At 46.5% G+C, this 19,732-nt stretch carries 12 protein-coding genes, 1 tRNA gene and 1 CRISPR repeat array; of the genes, 6 read left to right on the top strand and 7 right to left on the bottom strand.

The features are described 5' to 3' along the window. Nucleotides 1-149: 149 nt before the first annotated feature. Nucleotides 150-1,040: a CRISPR direct-repeat array (repeat unit 47 nt; unit sequence GTTGTGATTTGCTTTCAGATTGTATCTTCGTAATGATTGCTCACAAC). A 98-nt stretch (nt 1,041-1,138) separates the two neighbouring features. The 7 genes from cas2 to IM638_15095 form a co-directional block, all read right to left on the bottom strand. After that, nucleotides 1,139-1,471 (bottom strand): CRISPR-associated endonuclease Cas2, encoded by a 333-nt coding sequence (gene cas2, locus IM638_15125; protein ID MCA6364368.1) that lies wholly within the window; start codon nt 1,469-1,471, stop codon nt 1,139-1,141. After that, nucleotides 1,468-2,400 (bottom strand): type II CRISPR-associated endonuclease Cas1, encoded by a 933-nt coding sequence (gene cas1 / locus IM638_15120; protein ID MCA6364367.1) that lies wholly within the window; start codon nt 2,398-2,400, stop codon nt 1,468-1,470. The genes cas2 and cas1 overlap by 4 nt, the downstream gene beginning before the upstream one ends. After that, a complete protein-coding gene (gene cas9 / locus IM638_15115; GenBank protein ID MCA6364366.1) occupies nt 2,393-6,061 on the bottom strand; it encodes a type II CRISPR RNA-guided endonuclease Cas9 in 3,669 nt (1,222 codons plus the stop codon). Before cas9 ends, cas1 begins: the two co-directional genes overlap by 8 nt. A gap of 357 nt (nt 6,062-6,418) precedes the next feature. Then, a tRNA-Tyr gene (locus tag IM638_15110) sits at nt 6,419-6,489 on the bottom strand. A 95-nt stretch (nt 6,490-6,584) separates the two neighbouring features. Beyond that, a complete protein-coding gene (locus IM638_15105) occupies nt 6,585-8,996 on the bottom strand; it encodes a UvrD-helicase domain-containing protein (protein ID MCA6364365.1) in 2,412 nt (803 codons plus the stop codon). Nucleotides 8,997-9,178: 182 nt separating this feature from the next. Further along, on the bottom strand, nt 9,179-9,859 hold the full coding sequence (locus tag IM638_15100; protein MCA6364364.1) for a hypothetical protein: 681 nt from the start codon (nt 9,857-9,859) through the stop codon (nt 9,179-9,181). Continuing rightward, nucleotides 9,813-10,262 carry a YbjN domain-containing protein gene (locus tag IM638_15095; protein MCA6364363.1) on the bottom strand — a complete coding sequence of 150 codons (450 nt, stop codon included), beginning with the start codon at nt 10,260-10,262 and terminating at the stop codon, nt 9,813-9,815. The genes IM638_15100 and IM638_15095 overlap by 47 nt, the downstream gene beginning before the upstream one ends. 156 nt (nt 10,263-10,418) lie before the next feature. Between IM638_15095 and IM638_15090 the strand changes: the two genes are divergently transcribed. From IM638_15090 to IM638_15065, 6 genes are all read left to right on the top strand, one after another. Continuing rightward, nucleotides 10,419-11,120, top strand: a complete 702-nt coding sequence (locus IM638_15090; protein MCA6364362.1) for an ABC transporter ATP-binding protein — start codon at nt 10,419-10,421, stop codon at nt 11,118-11,120. Nucleotides 11,121-11,351: 231 nt separating this feature from the next. Then, entirely contained in the window at nt 11,352-12,074 is a 723-nt protein-coding gene (locus tag IM638_15085) for an Abi family protein (protein ID MCA6364361.1), read from the top strand. A 135-nt stretch (nt 12,075-12,209) separates the two neighbouring features. Continuing rightward, nucleotides 12,210-12,758 (top strand): cob(I)yrinic acid a,c-diamide adenosyltransferase, encoded by a 549-nt coding sequence (locus tag IM638_15080; GenBank protein ID MCA6364360.1) that lies wholly within the window; start codon nt 12,210-12,212, stop codon nt 12,756-12,758. 215 nt (nt 12,759-12,973) lie between these two features. After that, nucleotides 12,974-13,195: a DUF2795 domain-containing protein gene (locus tag IM638_15075; protein ID MCA6364359.1), complete on the top strand. Its 222-nt coding sequence runs from the start codon at nt 12,974-12,976 to the stop codon at nt 13,193-13,195. A 276-nt stretch (nt 13,196-13,471) separates the two neighbouring features. Next, nucleotides 13,472-16,834 (top strand): preprotein translocase subunit SecA, encoded by a 3,363-nt coding sequence (gene secA, locus IM638_15070; GenBank protein MCA6364358.1) that lies wholly within the window; start codon nt 13,472-13,474, stop codon nt 16,832-16,834. Nucleotides 16,835-17,027: 193 nt separating this feature from the next. Then, on the top strand, nt 17,028-19,709 hold the full coding sequence (locus IM638_15065) for a gliding motility-associated C-terminal domain-containing protein (protein MCA6364357.1): 2,682 nt from the start codon (nt 17,028-17,030) through the stop codon (nt 19,707-19,709). Nucleotides 19,710-19,732: the final 23 nt, after the last annotated feature.

The following is a 19,732-nucleotide window of genomic DNA, read 5'->3' as shown; positions in this document are numbered from 1 at the left end:
GATTTGCTTTCAGATTGTATATTCGTAATGATTGCTCACAACCTTTAATCCACTTGCGTTTGTCGGTTTCTTGTTGTGATTTGCTTTCAGATTGTATCTTCGTAATGATTGCTCACAACGAATCGCATAAAGGGTATGCACATGGTTGAGTTGTGATTTGCTTTCAGATTGGATCTTCGTAATGATTGCTCACAACGCGATGCGTTAAGGTTCGATACACGCAGACGTTGTGATTTGCTTTCAGATTGTATCTTCGTAATGATTGCTCACAACTGCGAATTCTTAACCAAGCATCAGGTGCAAGTTGTGATTTGCTTTCAGATTGTATCTTCGTAATGATTGCTCACAACGCTGCAATACTTCAAACAGAAAACGGCAGAGTTGTGATTTGCTTTCAGATTGTATCTTCGTAATGATTGCTCACAACAAATAATCCGTTTGTAAATTACTGGCGCAAGTTGTGATTTGCTTTCAGATTGTATCTTCGTAATGATTGCTCACAACCTTCCTCCTGCAATAAATTTCATATCTGTAGTTGTGATTTGCTTTCAGATTGTATCTTCGTAATGATTGCTCACAACTTAACTAATGAATATACCACAGAATACTTTGTTGTGATTTGCTTTCAGATTGTATCTTCGTAATGATTGCTCACAACATAGCCGCCGAAATCAAAAGGCAAGCAGAAGTTGTGATTTGCTTTCAGATTGTATCTTCGTAATGATTGCTCACAACTACGATGTCAGCGGTTTCATTCAGGTTTTGTTGTGATTTGCTTTCAGATTGTATCTTCGTAATGATTGCTCACAACAGCCGCTGGTCTGTTGTTGAAGCAATTCCGGTTGTGATTTGCTTTCAGATTGTATCTTCGTAATGATTGCTCACAACACTCCATATCCGCAATTGCATTCAGCAGCGTTGTGATTTGCTTTCAGATTGTATCTTCGTAATGATTGCTCACAACAGTACAATGATCTGCCTACTGAGTTAATCGTTGTGATTTGCTTTCAGATTGTATCTTCGTAATGATTGCTCACAACAGAGGTGGGTTTAAAACTTTGAAGATCAAAAGATTAAGGCTGAAAACAGGATTGAAAAATCAGCCTGCCGAACCGGGGTATCCGCCCCGGTTCGGCATTTAAAACAATTCCAGCTGCTGGGAAACGGGTAACGGCGTATGCGGGTCGCGGCCAAAAAACACTTCCATCATCCCAAGTTGTTTATCGGTGATGGTTAAAATTCCCACCTTCCCTTTCGAAGGAAGCATCTTTTTTACGCGTTTTATATGTACTTCGGCATTTTCGCGGCTGGGGCAGTGCCGTGTGTAAATGGAAAACTGAAACATGGTAAATCCGTCTTCCAGCAATTCTTTGCGGAATTTAGCCGCCACCTTACGGTCTTTCTGTGTTTCGGTGGGTAAATCGAAAAAAACAAGAATCCACAATATGCGATAGGCGTTTAGGCGCATCATTTCAATTCGGGGTACACAATTTTTCGGGCCTCACCCATAAAACAACGGGCTAATGAAGCCGTTGTACGTTGCAGACCCACCATGAGCGGACTCGACTCCCCGTCAAGCTCCACGTCAATAACCGGAATACCCAGAAGCTCCTGTTTTATTTCTTTGGTGAGTTCCTGAAAGTCGGTTCCCGAACGGGTAATCTTCACCACTATTTCGTCCACAAAAGGGCGGTAGGGTTCCATAATATCGTCGGCCAGACAATAGGCATTGTATTTATTCCGGTGATGGATGCCCAGTGTGGGTAACAAACCGGAGCTTACCAGACCACGTGCTACCACAGCCCGCAGCAGCGCATAGCCATAATTGAGCAGGTTGTTGGGCGCAATGCCATTCCGTTCGCGCAGAAACCCCCATTCGTGCGGAAAAAGATTTTTCCAGTACCAGGCGGCCGCACGGGCTTCGTGGTTTTGCTGATCGCCCGAAAGCACGTTGCTGCTCCAGTATTTCATATTGTCAACCGGTTTCCCGAGTTTGGCCAGTAATGCAGCCTGATTGGCAATTTTTGCCGATACGGTTTGTTGCCAAAGATTTTTCTTCAACGGTTGGGAGGCGTCAATCTGCGCCCTGAAACGCTCGGTTTGCAGGGTATTTCCCGCAAGCGGAAGCAGCATGCCCGACGGCAGGCGCGTATCATCGCAGGTAATTACTGCTGCATTATTATCCAGAAGTGCGCCCAATAGAGCCTGTGTAATTGTAATTTGTTTGTGATCGAGCACCACTACGCCTATGTCTTCAACCGGAATTGTTTTAACAGCTTCTTTTTTGAACGTTTCGGGCAGTGTGTCGTTTTTTTCCACTTCGGGCAAACGGATTACCAGCTGCGCATGGCGCAGCGAGAGGTAGGTGGGATTACCGAAATAGAGGGTACGTTTAATCATTGGTTAGCGAGATACGGCCGAGCCGGTCGATCTTTACTTTTATACCAGTCATTGTACTTTTGCTGGCTTGGATAGCTCTTCCTGCTTGTTTATCAGCAACAGATTCGCGTGGCTCTGTTTCATAATGATGCTGAAACCAATAATTTCCAGATGTTAGTTTACGTACCCTGAATAAATGTTTAGCAAGTATAGTAAGATCATTACTTCTTAGTGCTTCATTTAAAGCATCCCCGTCTAATCCAAAAACAAAAAGGTCGTTTGCTTTCATACTTAGTTTGTATGACCAGTTTGCATCTGGCAATTTTTCAAGAAACTCCTGCGATATATTTTCTTTCTGAGCAACTTTCTCCCACACATCTGCAGGGTTTTTAATAATTGCAGGAAGTCCTTTCAATTCTCGCTGTACCGCATGAAAGAAAGTAGCGACATGCTCCTGAATGCTGCCGTCTTTATCTATGTATAATGCAATATGGTGATTTGATCCGGGCTTTACGAAACCAATGTATTCGTCCTTTTCATTTTTCCATATTGGCTCTACAACATCAAGACCGGTAAACATTCTCACCCTTTTTACCTGAATATTTTTTTCTTTATTCAGCCAAACCGGGTTGCCTTGGAGGTCACCAAATGCTTTCTTAACGTTGTTTTCGTGCTTTTCCAAATGCTCACGTACAACATCACGTACAGCTTTATCCACAATCCATTTTACATCATCCGGCTTCGTGATTTGTGAAAGCGAGTAGGAAAGTACATACTGCCATTCATTCAGCTCAACGTGCGTTAATTTTTTCGTTTGCTTTTTATCTAACCAAATTGGTTCGGAAAAAGCTTTTGTGGCATTCCCGTTATGTGCTTTAAGTCTGTCCTGAACGAGTTTTTTATGTGCAGCGTTTGCTATTAAATGTGCAAGTTCAAAACGGTGATCAAGCTTCCAGCGTTTAGGAACTTTAATCTTTCCGTAAACACTTTCTTCGTGCAAAGGACCTCTGGGAACCGGAATGTTTTTTTGCACCACCTTTAGTTCACCGGCTACTTTGGCCATGCGTTTGGCTTTTGCCGTTACTTTACGCCCTTGTTTGTAAGAAACTAAAATTTGTTCTGCGGCTGCTGATACTTCTGCGGGTTTAAAAATTCGTTCGCCTGCAATAAATGTTTTAAGCCCCATATCGCCCGATGCTTTCAGTGCATCTTGTTTGCTTTCATTTTTACCGGCAACAACAGTTTGGTTTAAATCATTCAGCCGCTTAATAATTTTTGCATTTGTACAGGCTACAACCAACGCATCAATGGCATGGTGGCGATGATCGTCGCGCTTTGACCAATCTTTTATGCGCTCAACTTTAATAATATTACCCTGTTTGTCTTTTTGGTCGCGCATTTCGGTCTGGCCAACTGCACGGTAGCGTTCAAGCTGAAGCTGTTCAAGTATTTCATTGTAGCCCCATTGGTCGCGCAAATAGTCGGTTACGCCGCCGCTTGATGCATGCACATTGCGACAAACCGCATCTAAAATTTCGCGTGCTTTTTTGGCGATGTATTGGGTTTGTCTTAACTGGCGATCAATAAAACCCGACGGAATTTTATCGCCGGTCATCAATAATTTATCGCGTTTGGCCCGGCCAATCTTTTTGGTTTTATAGGTTTTTTCAACTAGTTCAATAAACTGATCGAACTCCGGTTTCGACTGCATAAATTCATAAGCAGTTTGTTGGTTCTTCCCGTTTTCGCCAGAGTTTAACTCGCGTCTGCAAAATGTTTTGTTTGAATAACTATCGTCAAATAAACGTGAACGCGGAATAATATGTTCGATATCGTATTGATTGCTGAATAATGCAGAAAGAGAAACCTGTTTGTTCGGCTCGTAGGGTGAAATACCTTCAAACTCAAGCCATAGTCTGTATTTATCAAGGTCTCTTTTAGAAACGAATGATTTTTGAAATTCAGGATGCTGTAATAATTGTTTTCTCAACTTTTCATTTTCCCGTTCCCGTTCATTAATTCCATTATAGGCATCATTCCGTTCATCTTTACTTTGTTTCAGTTCACGGGCAAGCTCAACGCGTATTTCATCGGGGCGGCCAAATTCAGGCGCTTCCAAAATTGCATTAACCAAATGAATCATTTGATTCAAAATTTTCTCAACTACCGGCTGCCGCAAACTATTTTTGGGAAGCAGACATAATTTTTCTTCAAGATCACGTTTCAGATTTTCATCTTTCGTTCTGCTGTCCGAATGGTTGTACCCGGCAAGAGCACAAGCCTCGCTGTATTTTTTTCCTTGCTGTAAATAAGGCAAGATGTTTCGAATTGCCCGTGCGCTTTTATTTCCGTGCCCGCCTCGCGTAAAATCGAGTTTTAATAATTGCTCGGCTTCTTCTTCCGAAAGGGGGAAGTCACTTTGCAATTTGAGTTTTAAGTCGGTCAAGTCTTTCTCTTGAGATGAATAAATTAAATGCCAAAGTTTGTACAGCGGCTCCTGTTCATAAGAAGGTGTTATGCGCTGACGATCAATTTTAATGAGTTCACCTGTAGTCGTATCTGCATATTCTTCCTGATACTGCTCAATAGTTAGCTCAAAACGGGTGAGCGATTCAGCCGAAGGATTGTCTTTGAGAATATTCAAGATCGCCGCTTTGGTGGTGTTGCCCTGTATTCCTTTTTTACGAATTTGCTCATTGGGCGTATAACCGTCATTTTTACCAATTTTCAGTAATTTGAACAGTTCCGTTGGTGAAAGATTGGAATTGACATTAAGATAATCGAATAGTATTTTTTTCTGTTCGTTACTGATCTGATATTCTGAACCGGTTTTGTGTTTTATCGTAATATTATTAATGCTTTCCCAGAGTTTACATACTTGAAATAAAGGCGCACTTCGGGGAGTAACCTTAGGTCCGGCAAATAGTTTTTTAGTTCCTTTTTCATACCACTTGCCTTCAAATTCGCATACTGAAACCAGTTCTTTCTTTGATTTTAAAGGTCGCTGATAATAGATAATGCGGTTACGTATTTCGTTTTTTAAAACATCATTCAGCAATTCACCGTAGTATTCCGATTGTTTGTTCCAAATAAGATCAAACTCCTGCATGTAGGCCTCACGCGGAAATACTTCGCCTTTAATTGGTTTGTTGGGATCTTCAAGAAGTTGTTTATGAAAAAACTTACCAACTGTTAACCCCAGTTCAGTAATTGTTTTGAAGCGTGTATTCACTTCGGCAACATACTGCGTTTGCTTAGTATCGTTTGCATCATCAGTTCGGCTTCCTTTATATCCGCGTTTCTGATTCAGGTGCAGCCAAATACGGCCTAATTCCTGAAGTGTTATTTTTTCGGTTACCGCTTTGTGGCGTAAGCCATATAGTTCAACCGATGTTAATGAAAATAATGTCGCATCAGGCACCGCATTTATTTTTTCCAATGCTGCTTTAAGCGCAAATTTCCGAAGTTGGTAGCGGTCGTAGCCTTTACGTTGTGTTCGCTTTAATGTGCGTTTCTGATGTTTTGAAATAGCATTGCCCTGCGAAAACTCATCGCGCTCATCATCAAACAATGGAATGATGCGAACGCCGGTTCCCAGAATTTTAGCCGCGTTTTCTGTTTGTTCAATATATGCCCAGCCAATGGAGGCAACGCCAAGATCGAGACCAAGAATTTTTGTCATAAATTTTATGTGTAGGTGCTGCTAAACTATCACTAATTATTTTAAAAACAATCCATAATTTTATGGGAATAAAAATCCTTTGATTTGGGGATAAGAAAAAGCAAGAATTTTCTTGCTTAATTCATATCAGCTTATAACTTTGTATCACAATCTGAAAGCAATTCACAATAAGGATTATTCCGCTGTGAAAACAGTTTAGGGAGTCCCGGCCAAAAGCCGGGATTGTCTTTTAAATAAAGAGGGGAGAAGTTGATGTAAAATCTGAAAGCAATTCACAACCAACTCACATGAAATCGTAAATCGTCTCCGAGTACATTTCTGTAGTTGTTACTTCTCCGCCTCCTTAAAATATAAAAGTGTTGATTGTAAGATTCGAACTTACATCCTGAGCCTAGATATCCCATATTCTTCCATTAAACTAAATCAACACAATGCAAACATAGCAAAAAAATACGATTTATGTGAGTTGAGGAATGTGTTAAATTTAAAATGTTATATTAAATTGATTATCAGTATTATAAAATCACCCCACAATCTCCAGCTTCGCAAACTTGAGCAGCAGCTGCTTTTGTCCGGCTGCATCAAAATGCACGGTGGCTTTCGTATTCGGGAAAGCACCTTCGAGTCCTGTCACTTTGCCGCGGCCAAACCGGTCGTGCTGCACGGTCATGCCTACGGCGAGGCTTTTGAGGTGGCTGTTGTCGAGCGGGGCGGTGGGAGTGTTTACGGTGCTGGTTACTTTTACCAGGTTCTTTTTGGGAGCGGGGCCATTGCTAACGTTTACCTGTGGCGTAGCTGCGCCCTGCTGCGCACCACGGCGCTGGAACACGGGTGAAGCCTGAGCGCCGCCGCCATTAAACTCGGTGCGGGCGGCGCTGTTGGCGTACTCCATAAAATCCGTGTCAATTTCTTCAATGAAGCGGCTTGGCTCGCAGGTGGTGAGGTTGCCCCAGCGGTAGCGTGTGCTGGCAAAGGTGAGCATGCAACGCTTCTCGGCGCGCGTAATGGCCACGTAAAACAGGCGGCGCTCTTCTTCCAGATCGGCGCGTGAATTTACGCTCATGGCTGAGGGGAAGAGGTTTTCTTCCATGCCCACAATATACACGTAGCCAAACTCAAGGCCCTTGGCGGCGTGTATGGTCATGAGCGATACTTTGTCCATATCGGCGTCGGGCGCTTTGGTGTCGGCATCAGTAAGCAGGGCAATGTCCTGCATGAACTGATCGAGTGTGCGCAGCGGACCTGTATTGGCTTCGTCATGCAACTCGGCCTGCTGTTCCAGTTCAATGCGTTGCAGCTCGGGGTCGTTTTGCTCCACCAGATCAATGGGCGGGGCATTTTCGCCATCCGAAAATTCTTTCAGGCCGTTGAGCAGTTCCTGCACGTTCTCGTAGCGGCTAACGCCTTCGGGCGTTTTGTCGGAATACAGTTCGCGCAGCAAACCGGAGTGGCTGGCAATGTGGTGGCCAAGGTCGTAGGCATTCTGCACCTGCAGCATTACGCCAAAGCTCTTGATCATGGCCACAAAGTCCTGTATCTTCTGTACCGTGCCGCTGTTTACCTGCAGGCCGAATTCGGCAATGTTTTCGCACACGGTAAACAGGCTCACATCATTGTCGCGGGCGGCAATGGTAATTTTATCAAGCGTGGTATCGCCGATTCCGCGCGCGGGATAGTTGATAATGCGTTTCAGCGCCTCCTCATCGTGCGGATTGATGCACATGCGGTAGTAAGCGAGCATGTCTTTTACTTCCTTGCGCTGATAAAATGAAGTGCCGCCGTAAATGCGGTAAGGAATATTGAGCCGGCGCAGGGCTTCTTCCATGCTACGGCTCTGCGCATTGGTACGGTACAAAATGGCGAACTCTTTATTGTGCAACTGGTGCTGCATTTTGAGTTCGAAAATATGCCGCGCCACCAGCTGACCTTCTTCATTGTCGGTGGCGGCTTTCATCAAACCAATTTTATCGCCGTCGGCATTGGCCGTCCATACATTTTTCTCCAGCTGTTCGCGGTTGTTTTTAATTACGGCGTTGGCTGCTTTTACAATGTGTTGTGTGCTGCGGTAATTCTGTTCGAGTTTTACGGTTTTAAGATCAGGATAATCGCGCTCAAAGCTGAGGATGTTTTGAATATTGGCGCCGCGGAATGCGTAAATCGACTGCGCGTCATCGCCCACCACACAAATATTCTGAAACCTGGCGGCAAGCTGTTTTACAATTACATACTGTGAGAAGTTGGTATCCTGATACTCATCCACCATAATGTAGCGGAACTTGTCCTGATACTTGTTAAGCACTTCCGGAAAATCGCGCAGGAGAATATTGGTATTAAAGAGCAGGTCGTCGAAATCCATTGCGCCGGCTTTGAAGCAGCGCCTGGCGTATTGCTCGTAAATGATGCCGATTTTTGGCTTTCCGCTTTGCCGGTCTTCTTCAATTACATTGTTGTTTTGAAGATAGGCCTGCGCAGAAATCAGGTTGTTTTTTGCGGCCGAAATCCGGCTGAGCACCATTGCCGGTTTATATACTTTGTCATCAAGTCCCTGTTCCTTGAGAATGGTTTTGATGAGGCTCTTTGAATCGTCGGTATCGTAAATGGTGAAGTTGGCGGGATAGCCTAATTTTTCGGCCTCTGCGCGCAGGATACGCGCAAACACGGAGTGGAAAGTGCCCATCCAGATATTTCGTGCTTCGCCTTTAGACACAATACGGCCAATACGCTCTTTCATTTCGCGCGCGGCTTTGTTGGTAAAGGTGAGGGCAAGTATGTTAAACGGATCCGCACCGAGGCGGATGAGGTGGGCAATGCGGTAAGTGAGCACGCGCGTTTTGCCTGAGCCGGCGCCCGCCACAATCATCAAAGGCCCGTCGGTAGCAGTTACAGCTTCGCGCTGTATCTCGTTGAGTTCGTCGAGGTAATTATCGTTCACGATGTAAAATTAGGCACAAAAGCCCGATTCGGTTTCATCGTGTGAACATCATTGTGCAGGTTGTGGAAAAATTGGGGAATAAATCACTTGTCGCGGCGTGATGCATCACGCCGCGCCTTTGATGCACTATGCATTGTCTTTGACAATCAATCCCTGTATATATCTACAGGAAAAATCGTGTTTAATCAAGCGCCGTCTTCCAAATCCTCAAAACGTATAGGAGGTCCAATTGGTGGGAGCTTTGATTTTAACGTATCAATTAACGGGCTTTGGGGCAATGAACCATCCTGAGAAGGAATCATAGGATACTGATGATGTAAACTGTAAAAAAAATTTAATATACTGAGCTGAGGCTGTTTGCCGCTGATATTAATGCGGTCAGAATATTCAGTAATGTAGCAACGTGATTTTTTTTGGCCGTTTGGAGTGTAAATATAAATCTCAGCATAAGCAGCATCGATACAAAGTGATGACGTAGTATCGTTATCCAGACAGTATGGACAAGTATAGTTATCGGGTAAAGCAGGAATAAGCGATTTTATTTGATTAAGAATTGAGTCAGGAAAAAGTGTTTTATGAACATAGGCTGAATCTTTGAAATTGGTATATACCTGCGAAAGCCCATTACTGTCAATTATTATTCCCCCATAAGATCCGTGATTATAGATCCACGCAAAATCAATTTTAATAAACGCCTTTTCTTCAGATTTCGCAGGTTGATTTTTTTCTGGATTGCAGCTTAGCGTTACTAATAAAAACAAACACATCACCCCAATTAAACGGGATAATGTGTTTGCATTTATTGTATATGCGAAAAGCTTACCCACGTCCGCCTTCCACCGGCTTGGGCGTCCAGCAGCCTTCATACTTGAAGCTGAGTTTGGCCAGATAATCATTGCAGTAGTAGGAAACACGGTCAAGCGTAGCGTCAATCTCGCTCTGGTCGATGTTTTCCGTTTCGCGCAGGTTGAGCACATACAGCCAGTCGTTGCGTTTGGCAATCCAGCAGCCTACCAGTTTGTAGTTTATTTCCAGAATATCGAGCAGGAACTCTTCGCGGCGAAGATCAGCCACCAGGCAAAGCGGACTCATTACCTGTAAATAATATTTTTCGGGTCTGTCCTGAAAGGTGAATACATCAATCCATACATCTGCTTTCTGGCTGCGGTACGACCATTGGCCGGGTTTTTCGTTGCGGCATTGGGCGGGGTCTAATTTCAAACCGGCTAAGCTGGCTTCGATGAGCGGAGTAATTTGTTCAATGTTCATGTGTGGATTTTTTGTGTGCGTAATGAATGGATTGAATGGCCAAATTAATTGAACGCAACCGGAAAGGCAATGTAAACCGAAATAATTTTAGGTGAAATGTGATAATTTTTGGCCAATAAACCGCTTACCTTTATGCCAATGGCCGATGCACAGTTAATTATCAGTTTGCGCAATATTGCCCGCTCGTATTCGCTGGGCGGTGAAATTATTTATGCGTTGCGCAGCATTTCGCTTGATATTTACAAGAACGAATACGTGGCGCTTATGGGCCCTTCGGGTTCGGGCAAATCTACACTCATGAATGTGCTGGGCTGTTTGGATACGCCCTCAGACGGCGAGTATGTGCTCAACGGCAAATCGGTGGCCAATATGAATGACAATGAGCTTGCGGCGGTGCGCAACAAGGAAATTGGTTTTGTATTCCAAACCTTTAACCTTTTGCCGCGCAGCACCGCGCTGGAAAATGTAATGCTGCCGCTGGTGTATGCCGGTATGAGCCGCAGCGAACGCCAGCAACGCGCCGAACTTGCCCTCGAAAAAGTAGGCCTGAAAGACCGCATGCACCACCGCCCCAACGAACTCTCCGGCGGCCAGCGCCAGCGTGTGGCCATTGCCCGCGCATTGGTAAACGATCCCGCCATCATCCTCGCCGACGAACCCACCGGCAACCTCGATTCACGCACCTCCATTGAAATTATGGGCATGTTTGAAACCATTCATCAGGCCGGCAATACCATTATCGTCGTTACCCACGAAGAAGACATTGCCCGCCACGCCCACCGTATTGTGCGCGTGAAAGATGGTTTGATAGAAAGTGATGAATTGAACCCGCAGATTCAGCGGGCACTGGCGAAATAAAAAGCAAAGACCCGGACGAGCCGGGTCTTTTAAAAGCTGCCGAAGCAACTTGATCTTTTGTCTGATTACGTTGGCCGGAGCCAAGAGGCTTTATCAGATCGCACACACAAATATATAACTTTTTCCGTTTCTTATTCAGAGATGTAAAAACTTTTTAACAGATTTAGTTGATTAAGCATTTGTAAATGACTATATCCCTGCATTCATTTATTATTATGCTTTTAAATCAATATGCAGTACAAGGATTACGAACAATTTCTCTCACAGGAGCGCATGAACCGCTACTTGTTTGCCTGTAAATATGACAAAAATAAGGCAAAAAAACTATATCGCATTAATCTTAAACTAAGTAAATCATTTCTCCCTTTATTCAGTCTTTTTGAAGTAGGCCTTCGCAATGTAATTCACAGGGAGTTAACGATGCATTTTAATGATCCCGACTGGATTCTCAACCAGCAAAACGGGTTTATGATTTCATCTTCTTTAGGGGTGAAAAAAGTAAACGGCAGAGTAATACCAGAGCGTTTTCTTTATGACGAAGTTGAGAAAGCAAAACAACGTTTAAAGCGATCGGCCAGTAAACCTCCGCTTACTTCGGGACGCGTAATTGCAGAGCAAACTTTCGGGTTCTGGACAATTATGTTTGATAAACGCTATTTCCATACACTCAAGCAAGTTCCGTTAAAAGCTTTCCCACATGCTCCGGCCGGAACCAATGAAATCATTCTCATGCCCAAACTCCGGCAGATACGTGATTTCAGAAACCGGATCAGCCATCACGAACCGGTATGCTTTAACCGTATTGGGAATAGTTGTCCGCAGGCCGCTACCGATATACGCAGGTTGATATACGAACTTGGAGGATGGATTAATCCCGGATTCAGAGCCTATCTTTCACGTATTGATTCCGGCTATACTGGCATTCAGCTCAAGCTGCTTACTGATTTGAATTAATTGTTGAAAAGCCCGGATTGTCAGAGACCATAAAACACCGGATTTTTCGGCACTCTCGCCCGCAGTGTATATCTTCGGGGTGCAGAACAGCCGCGGCGAACAAACTGCCGGGCGCTTTGTTGTGCAACAGTAGTTATGAAGATTTACACCAAAACAGGCGATAAAGGCCAGACCTCGCTCATAGGCGGTACACGCGTGCCCAAACATCACATCCGCATTGAAGCATACGGCACGGTTGATGAACTCAACTCGTGGATCGGCGTGTTGCGCGATTCCATTGCGGAAGAAGCCGTAACCGCGTTGCTGATTGAAATTCAGGACCGGCTCTTTACAATGGGTTCGCTGCTGGCTGCCGATCCGGAAAAGTCGAAAATGAAACTGCCCGAACTGGAAGCGGCCGACATTTCACGCCTCGAACAGGCTATTGATGCCATGAACGAGCATTTGCCGCCTATGCGCAGCTTTGTGTTGCCGGGCGGTCACATAACTGTATCGCACTGCCACGTGGCCCGCTGTGTGTGCCGGCGTGCCGAGCGCAACGTTACTCACCTCAGCGAAACAGCCGGAGTAAGTGCCCTGATTACGCAATATTTAAACCGGCTTTCCGACTATCTTTTTGTGCTTTCGCGGAAGCTTACACATGATCTGGGTGCAACGGAAACACCCTGGAAACCAAGAATGTGAGCCGTAAGAAGTACGTGTTTTTGTTGAAAACTACTTAATTGTTTGATTATCATAACAATAGGTATTCGTAAAATTTAGAGGCGGCTGTACTTTCGCCTGCATAAAATTTTACTTTTGCACGAATATTGAGGAGAAACAGCATCTGCTTTTGCATGATGTAACATTTCAATTAAATCCTCGTTGTAACAAAACAAAACATTTAATACCCTTCGCGTATGTATTGGACCCTTGAACTTGCTTCTTATCTTGAAGATGCTCCCTGGCCGGCTACGAAAGAGGAATTAATCGACTACGCCATCCGCTCCGGTGCGCCGATGGAAGTGATTGAGAACCTGCAGGAAATTGAAGACGAAGGCGAAGCCTACGAATCAATCGAAGAAATCTGGCCCGATTACCCGACTAAAGAAGACTTCTTCTTCAACGAAGACGAATACTAACATCTTCTTTTAACTTCTTGAAAATCAGGTTACCGCTGATGCGGTGCAACAGGGAAACCCGTGCAGGTTTCCCTGTCGTGTTTGCTGCCATTTAGGCTTAACCCGATGGCGGAGGCGGTAAGTTTGTCAGCTATTCCACCGAATATCTTACCCGGAACGATCATTGATGAACACCTGCAACGTGTTTTCGCCGGAACGTCCGGCAGAAAATGCTACTTTTGCAATCCTGCGCGCAAGCCGGTGTAAGGCTTTGGCGGCAGTTTACAAGTTACGCTCATGTTCGATAACATCGTTAAAAGTATTTCCAAACTCCTGGGCGGTTCCAAATCGGAACGCGATGTAAAGGAGGTAATGCCTTATGTGACTAAAACCCTGGGTTTTGCCGATGAACTCCGGTCGCTTACCATCGATCAGCTTCGCGGTAAAACAACTGAGTTTCGCAAACGTATCAACGAATACATAGGCACGGAAGAGGCCGAAATTGCCCGGCTCAAGGCAAAGGCCGAAAACCCCGAAACCCCGATCGAAGAACAGGAGCGTTTGTTTGCCGAGGCCGACAGCATTGAAAAAGACCTGCTCAAGAAAATTGAGGAAGTGCTGCTCGAAATACTTCCCGAGGCTTTTGCCGTGGTAAAAGAAACCTCGCGCCGCCTGGCCGAAAACGACGAACTGGTGGTGGCCGCCACCGAACACGACCGCAACCTCGCCGTTAAACGTCCGCACATCCGCATTGAAGGCGATAAAGCCATCTGGAAAAATTCGTGGATGGCTGCCGGCGTGGAAGTGAAGTGGAACATGGTGCATTACGATGTACAGCTTATTGGCGGTACCGTGCTGCACCAGGGCAAAATTGCCGAAATGGCTACCGGCGAAGGTAAAACCCTCGTTGCTACATTGCCCGTTTACCTCAACGCCCTTGCCGGCCGCGGTGTACACGTGGTTACCGTTAACAACTACCTCGCCCGGCGCGACTCCGAGTGGAACGGCCCGCTGTTTGAATTCCTCGGCCTTACGGTTGATTGCATCGACATGCACGAGTCGAACTCGTTCCCGCGCCGACAGGCCTACCTTGCTGATATTACCTACGGCACCAACAACGAATTTGGCTTCGATTACCTGCGCGACAACATGGCCCGCGGACCCGAAGAGCTTGTACAGCGCAAACATCACTTCGCCATTGTGGATGAGGTGGATTCCGTGCTTATCGACGATGCGCGTACGCCGCTCATCATTGCCGGTCCCACACCCAAAGGCGATAACCACATGTTTCACGAGCTCAAGCCGCGCGTGGAAACATTGGTAAACGCGCAACGCTCGTACCTCAACACCATTCTGGCCGACGCCAAAAAACTTTTTGCCGAAGCCGAGAGCAATAAAGAAAAGGAAAAAGAAGCAGGTATGGCCCTGCTGCGCTGCTACCGCGGTTTACCCAAAAACAAAGCCCTCATCAAGTTCCTCAGCGAACAGGGTGTTAAGGCCCTGCTGCAGAAGACCGAAAACTTCTACATGCAGGATCAGCAGCGCGAAATGCATAAAGTGGATGCCGAACTTTATTTCGTGATCGATGAGAAACACAATACCATCGAACTCACTGAAAAAGGCATCGACCTTATTTCAAAAAATCTCGAAGATCATCACTTCTTTGTTCTGCCCGACCTTGCCGCCGAACTCGTGGAACTCGAACGCAAGCACAGCGACGAGAAAGAACGCCTTGTAGCCAAAGAAGAATTCATCCGCGATTACAACATCAAGTCGGAACGCGTACACTCCATGCAGCAGTTGCTCAAAGCCTACTGCCTGTTTGAAAAAGATGTGGAGTATGTGGTGATGAACGGCAAGGTGCAGATTGTGGACGAGCAGACCGGCCGTATTCTTGATGGCCGCCGTTATTCCGACGGATTGCATCAGGCTATTGAATCGAAAGAGAATGTAAAGGTAGAGGCGGCCACGCAAACCTACGCCACCATTACACTTCAGAATTACTTCCGTATGTATCACAAGCTGGCCGGTATGACCGGTACGGCCGAAACGGAAGCGCAGGAATTCTGGACAATCTATAAACTCGACGTAGTTACTATTCCCACCAACAAGCCCATTGTGCGTAAAGACCGCGAAGACCTGGTGTATAAAACCAAGCGCGAGAAGTACAATGCGGTGATTGATGAAATTGTGAAGTGTGTGGGCGAAGGCCGTCCGGTGCTGGTGGGTACTACCTCGGTAGAAATTTCGGAGTTGCTGAGCCGTATGCTCAAACTCCGCAACATCAAGCACAATGTACTTAACGCCAAACAGCACCAGCGCGAGGCCGAAATTGTTGCCGAAGCCGGTTTGCCGGGCACGGTAACCATTGCCACCAACATGGCCGGCCGTGGTACCGACATTAAGCTCGGGCCCGGTGTGCGCGAGGCGGGTGGTTTGGCCATTATTGGTACGGAGCGCCACGAAAGCCGCCGTGTGGACCGCCAGCTGCGCGGCCGCGCCGGTCGTCAGGGCGATACCGGTACTTCACAGTTCTTTGTGTCGCTTGAAGATGATCTCATGCGCTTGTTCGGTTCCGACCGTATTGCACGCATGATGGACCGCATGGGCCTGAAAGAAGGCGAGGTGATCCAGCACAGCATGATTACCAAATCAATTGAGCGCGCGCAGAAGAAAGTGGAAGAAAACCACTTCGGCACACGTAAGCGTTTGATTGAGTATGATGATGTGATGAATGCGCAGCGCGAAGTAATTTATAAGCGACGCCGCAATGCCTTGTTTGGCGAACGCTTGCAGCTCGACATTGCCAACATGGTACACGATGTGTGCGATGCAATGGTGACTGAAGCCCACGACGCGCAAAACTTCAGCCAGTTTGAGCTCGACTGCCTGCGTTTGTTCGGCATCGAAGCGCCCATGACAGCCGATGAATTCATGGCCTCGAAACCGGCCGATGTTACGGCAACCGTTTACGAACACGTGCTTGAGCATTACCGCAGGAAATCGGCCGAAATGGCTGCGCAATTCTGGCCGGTGGTGAAAAACGTGTACGAAACACAGGCCGCACAATACGAGAACATTGTTACACCCGTAACCGACGGCATCAAAACCATGCACGCCGTAGCCAACCTGAAAAAATGCTACGAAACGCAGGGCCGCGAAATGATCACCACCATTGAAAAAGGCACCATCCTTTCAATGATTGATGATGCCTGGAAAGAACACCTGCGCGAAATGGACGACCTGAAGCAGAGCGTGCAGAATGCGGTGTACGAACAGAAAGACCCGCTGCTCATTTACAAGTTCGAATCATTCGACCTGTTCAAACGCATGGCCGGCGAAACCAACCGCGAAATAGTATCGTTCCTCTATCACGGTGCGCCGCCAAAGAACGATGCCGATGTGATTGAAGAGCAGCAACTGCGCAACGCACCTCCGCGCCAGCCGCAGCAGCCCAAACTTCAAACCACCCGCGAAGAAGTTGGAGCCGCACAGCAGCAGCAGCAACAGCAACCCGTTCAGCAAGGCGAAAACGGAATGCCGCAGCAACGTCAACAGCCCGTTGTGCAGCAGGTAGTGCGGCAAGATCCCAAAGTAGGTCGCAATGATCCTTGCCCCTGCGGATCTGGCAAGAAGTATAAAAACTGTCACGGACAGTAAACAGAAAAACGGGAGCCAAAATCGGCTCCCGTTTTTTGTTTAAGTTGTTTGCAACACCAGCCAAGTGTTTTTCAAGATCAGGCAAATTTTAATCTAAAACGAACTTTTTCATAATAGGCTTGTTCTATTTTGGTTGTATAATCTAACTGCGATTATGAACATAAGCGGCTTTCGTTTTTTTGCATTCTTGATAATGCTCACCGCAGGTATCGGCCTGCAGGGGCAAAATGGTACTTGGACGTGGATGAAGGGCAGTAGTGTAAATAACGCAGCAGGGAATTTCGGAATTCAGGGTGTTCCTGCGCCCACCAACGAACCTCCGGCTCTTTATCAGGCAGCTAAATGGACTGACCTGCAAGGTAATTTCTGGATCTTTGGCGGGTTAACTGCAGTTACTGCTCAAGAAGCATCGGCACTTTGGAAGTTTGACCCGATCACCAATAATTGGACTTGGGTTAGCGGAACAACAGGATTACAGCAAGCAGGCAACTACGGCGTTCAAAGTGTGCCTTCGCCAACAAATATACCCGGATCGCGTTCGTGGGGAGCGGCTACCTGGGTCGATACCGCTGGCGATTTATGGCTTTTCGGAGGGCAAGGCTGGGATGCAGTTGGAAATTTTGGTGTACTTAATGATTTGTGGAAATACTCGATTGCTACCAATGAGTGGACATGGATGAAAGGGCCAAATTTAGCTAACAGTGCAGGTAATTATGGAACATTGCAAGTGCCCGCCGCTACAAATTTGCCGCCCCCCCGCAGCGAGGCGTGTGCAAATTGGGTGAGTAATTCGGGCGAGTTATGGATTTACGGCGGGATGGATGGCAATAATGGCACGTTTTATAGTGATATGTGGAAATACGATCCGGCCACAAATTGGTGGACGTGTATGAGCGGGAACGGTACACCCAATGTCCCTGCCAACTTCGGAACGCAGCAAGTGCCGGCTACCACAAACACCCCGGGTGGACGTGGCACCTTCTCAAGCTGGAAAGATGCACAAGGCCGTTTTTGGCTTTATGGCGGTCTTGCTTTTCCAATATTTACAATGTCGGACATGTGGATGTATGATCCGGTCACAAATTTGTGGACGTGGATGGCTGGTGCCAACTTCCCTGATCCACCATCCACTTTTCAAACCCAATGTCAGTTCACATCAGCGTATCCGCAAGGGCGATATGAAAGCCGGGCTTGCTGGACTGATGAGTGTGGATATTTTTGGTCATGGGGCGGCTTGAGTTTAGCCGGTGAACTTGAAGACCTTTGGGTGTTTGATCCACTTACTAATCAGTTCAATTGGATTAGCGGTACCTTGGCACTTAGCCAGCCCGGTAACTATGGAATCTTGCAAGTTCCTGCAGCCACTAATTACCCCCAATCAGCAGGTGGCAGCGCCAGTTTTCAGGATCTTGCTGGAAATTTATGGATGTTTGGCGGCGGGATGAATTTAGGGAATACCACCAATGCATTGTGGCGCTATCAGCGCGACCCGAATTGCCCTGTAAATCAAGCCATCAATGCTTCATTTTCGCCGACACCTGCAAGCGGTTGTGCTCCTTTACCTGTAGTATTTTCACCGCTTAGTGCGAATACGCAAGTTCAATACAACTGGAATTTTGGTGATCCGAATACCACTGCTGATACGAGTAATTTACAGCAACCTAGCTACACCTTCACACAAGCAGGAACATATACCGTAACGCTTATTGTTACCGGCACCCCCACCTGTGGCCCAAATACAGATACATCTACCTTCGTAATCACCGTACAATCTGCTCCCGTAGTTAATTTGGGCAGTGATACGATCTTATGTGGTTCGGCAACGCTGCAGCTTGACGCTGGCGCACCTGCTTCCACTTACACTTGGTCAACCGGTGCTACTTCACAAACCATTACGGTTTCGGCATCGGGCATCTATTCGGTTGTAGCGGCCAATGGCACATGCAATGATACCGATAGTGTGCAAGTGCAGGTTGTGCCTCTGCCTGCAATTGGCAACGATACAAACATTTGCCAAGGGCAAACTGTTCAACTCAATGGTGGTGTGGGTGCAACTTGGTTGTGGAGCACCGGTGACACCGCGTCAGTAATTACGGTTACTACTCCCGGACTCTATTGGGTTGAAACTACCACGCCACCATGTGTACTTCGTGATTCAATTATAGTGCAGGTTGATCCTGTGCCATTAGTAAATCTCGGGCCAGACTCGTTGGTTTGCCCTGATAATGTGCTGGTGCTGGATGCCGGAAATCCCGGTGCTGTTTTTGCCTGGAACACAGGCGAACAAACGCAAACTATTTTACCGGATAGTTCAGGCATCTACGCGGTGCAAGTAAGTTTGGCGAACTGTTTGGCTTCCGATACGGTGAATGTTTTTTACCTGTTGCGGCCGGGGCTGCCATCTGAGCTCACGCTCTGCGGCGGTTTACGACTTGAGCTTGATGCTTCGGTTGCGGGCGCAACGGCATGGCTTTGGAATACGGGTGCCACCACAAGCAGCATTGTCGTTAGTGAGCCGGGTGTTTATACTGTGCTTGTAACTGCCGGTGTTTGCGTTATTGCTGATACTGTAGAAATAACAGGCATTGCGGGTGAAGGCTCTTTGTATATTCCCAATACATTCACCCCCAATGGGGATGGCAACAACGATAGGTTTACGGCATATGGAGAAGGTATTACAGATTTTCGCCTCCTCATTTTTGACCGCTGGGGTCTGCTTCTATACGAAACTACCGATATCGTGAACGGCTGGAACGGAACGTACAAAGGCAATACCGTTCAAATCGACACGTATGTTTATCAGATCGAATACCGATCAATCTGCACAGGTGGCGCACTTATCAGACAATACGGACATGTGAATGCGATTCGTTGAGCGATAGTCAACAAAAGGACAAC

The organism is Bacteroidota bacterium (assembly GCA_020402865.1).
In the GTDB taxonomy this organism is placed as follows: domain Bacteria; phylum Bacteroidota; class Bacteroidia; order Palsa-965; family Palsa-965.
Note: the sequence above shows the minus strand (reverse complement) of the source record. Positions and strands in the feature narration are given on the sequence as shown.

Bases quoted from the DNA above. Each gene is read 5' to 3' on its own strand.
- IM638_15100 (MCA6364364.1), bottom strand. From the start codon at position 9,859: ATGAAGGCTGCTGGACGCCCAAGCCGGTGGAAGGCGGACGTGGGTAAG.
- IM638_15095 (MCA6364363.1), bottom strand. From the start codon at position 10,262: ATGAACATTGAACAAATTACTCCGCTCATCGAAGCCAGCTTAGCCGGT.
- IM638_15065 (MCA6364357.1), top strand. From the start codon at position 17,028: ATGCTCACCGCAGGTATCGGCCTGCAGGGGCAAAATGGTACTTGGACG.
- IM638_15085 (MCA6364361.1), top strand. From the start codon at position 11,352: ATGCAGTACAAGGATTACGAACAATTTCTCTCACAGGAGCGCATGAAC.
- cas9 (MCA6364366.1), bottom strand. From the start codon at position 6,061: ATGACAAAAATTCTTGGTCTCGATCTTGGCGTTGCCTCCATTGGCTGG.
- IM638_15075 (MCA6364359.1), top strand. From the start codon at position 12,974: ATGTATTGGACCCTTGAACTTGCTTCTTATCTTGAAGATGCTCCCTGG.
- secA (MCA6364358.1), top strand. From the start codon at position 13,472: ATGTTCGATAACATCGTTAAAAGTATTTCCAAACTCCTGGGCGGTTCC.
- IM638_15080 (MCA6364360.1), top strand. From the start codon at position 12,210: ATGAAGATTTACACCAAAACAGGCGATAAAGGCCAGACCTCGCTCATA.
- cas1 (MCA6364367.1), bottom strand. From the start codon at position 2,400: ATGATTAAACGTACCCTCTATTTCGGTAATCCCACCTACCTCTCGCTG.
- cas2 (MCA6364368.1), bottom strand. From the start codon at position 1,471: ATGATGCGCCTAAACGCCTATCGCATATTGTGGATTCTTGTTTTTTTC.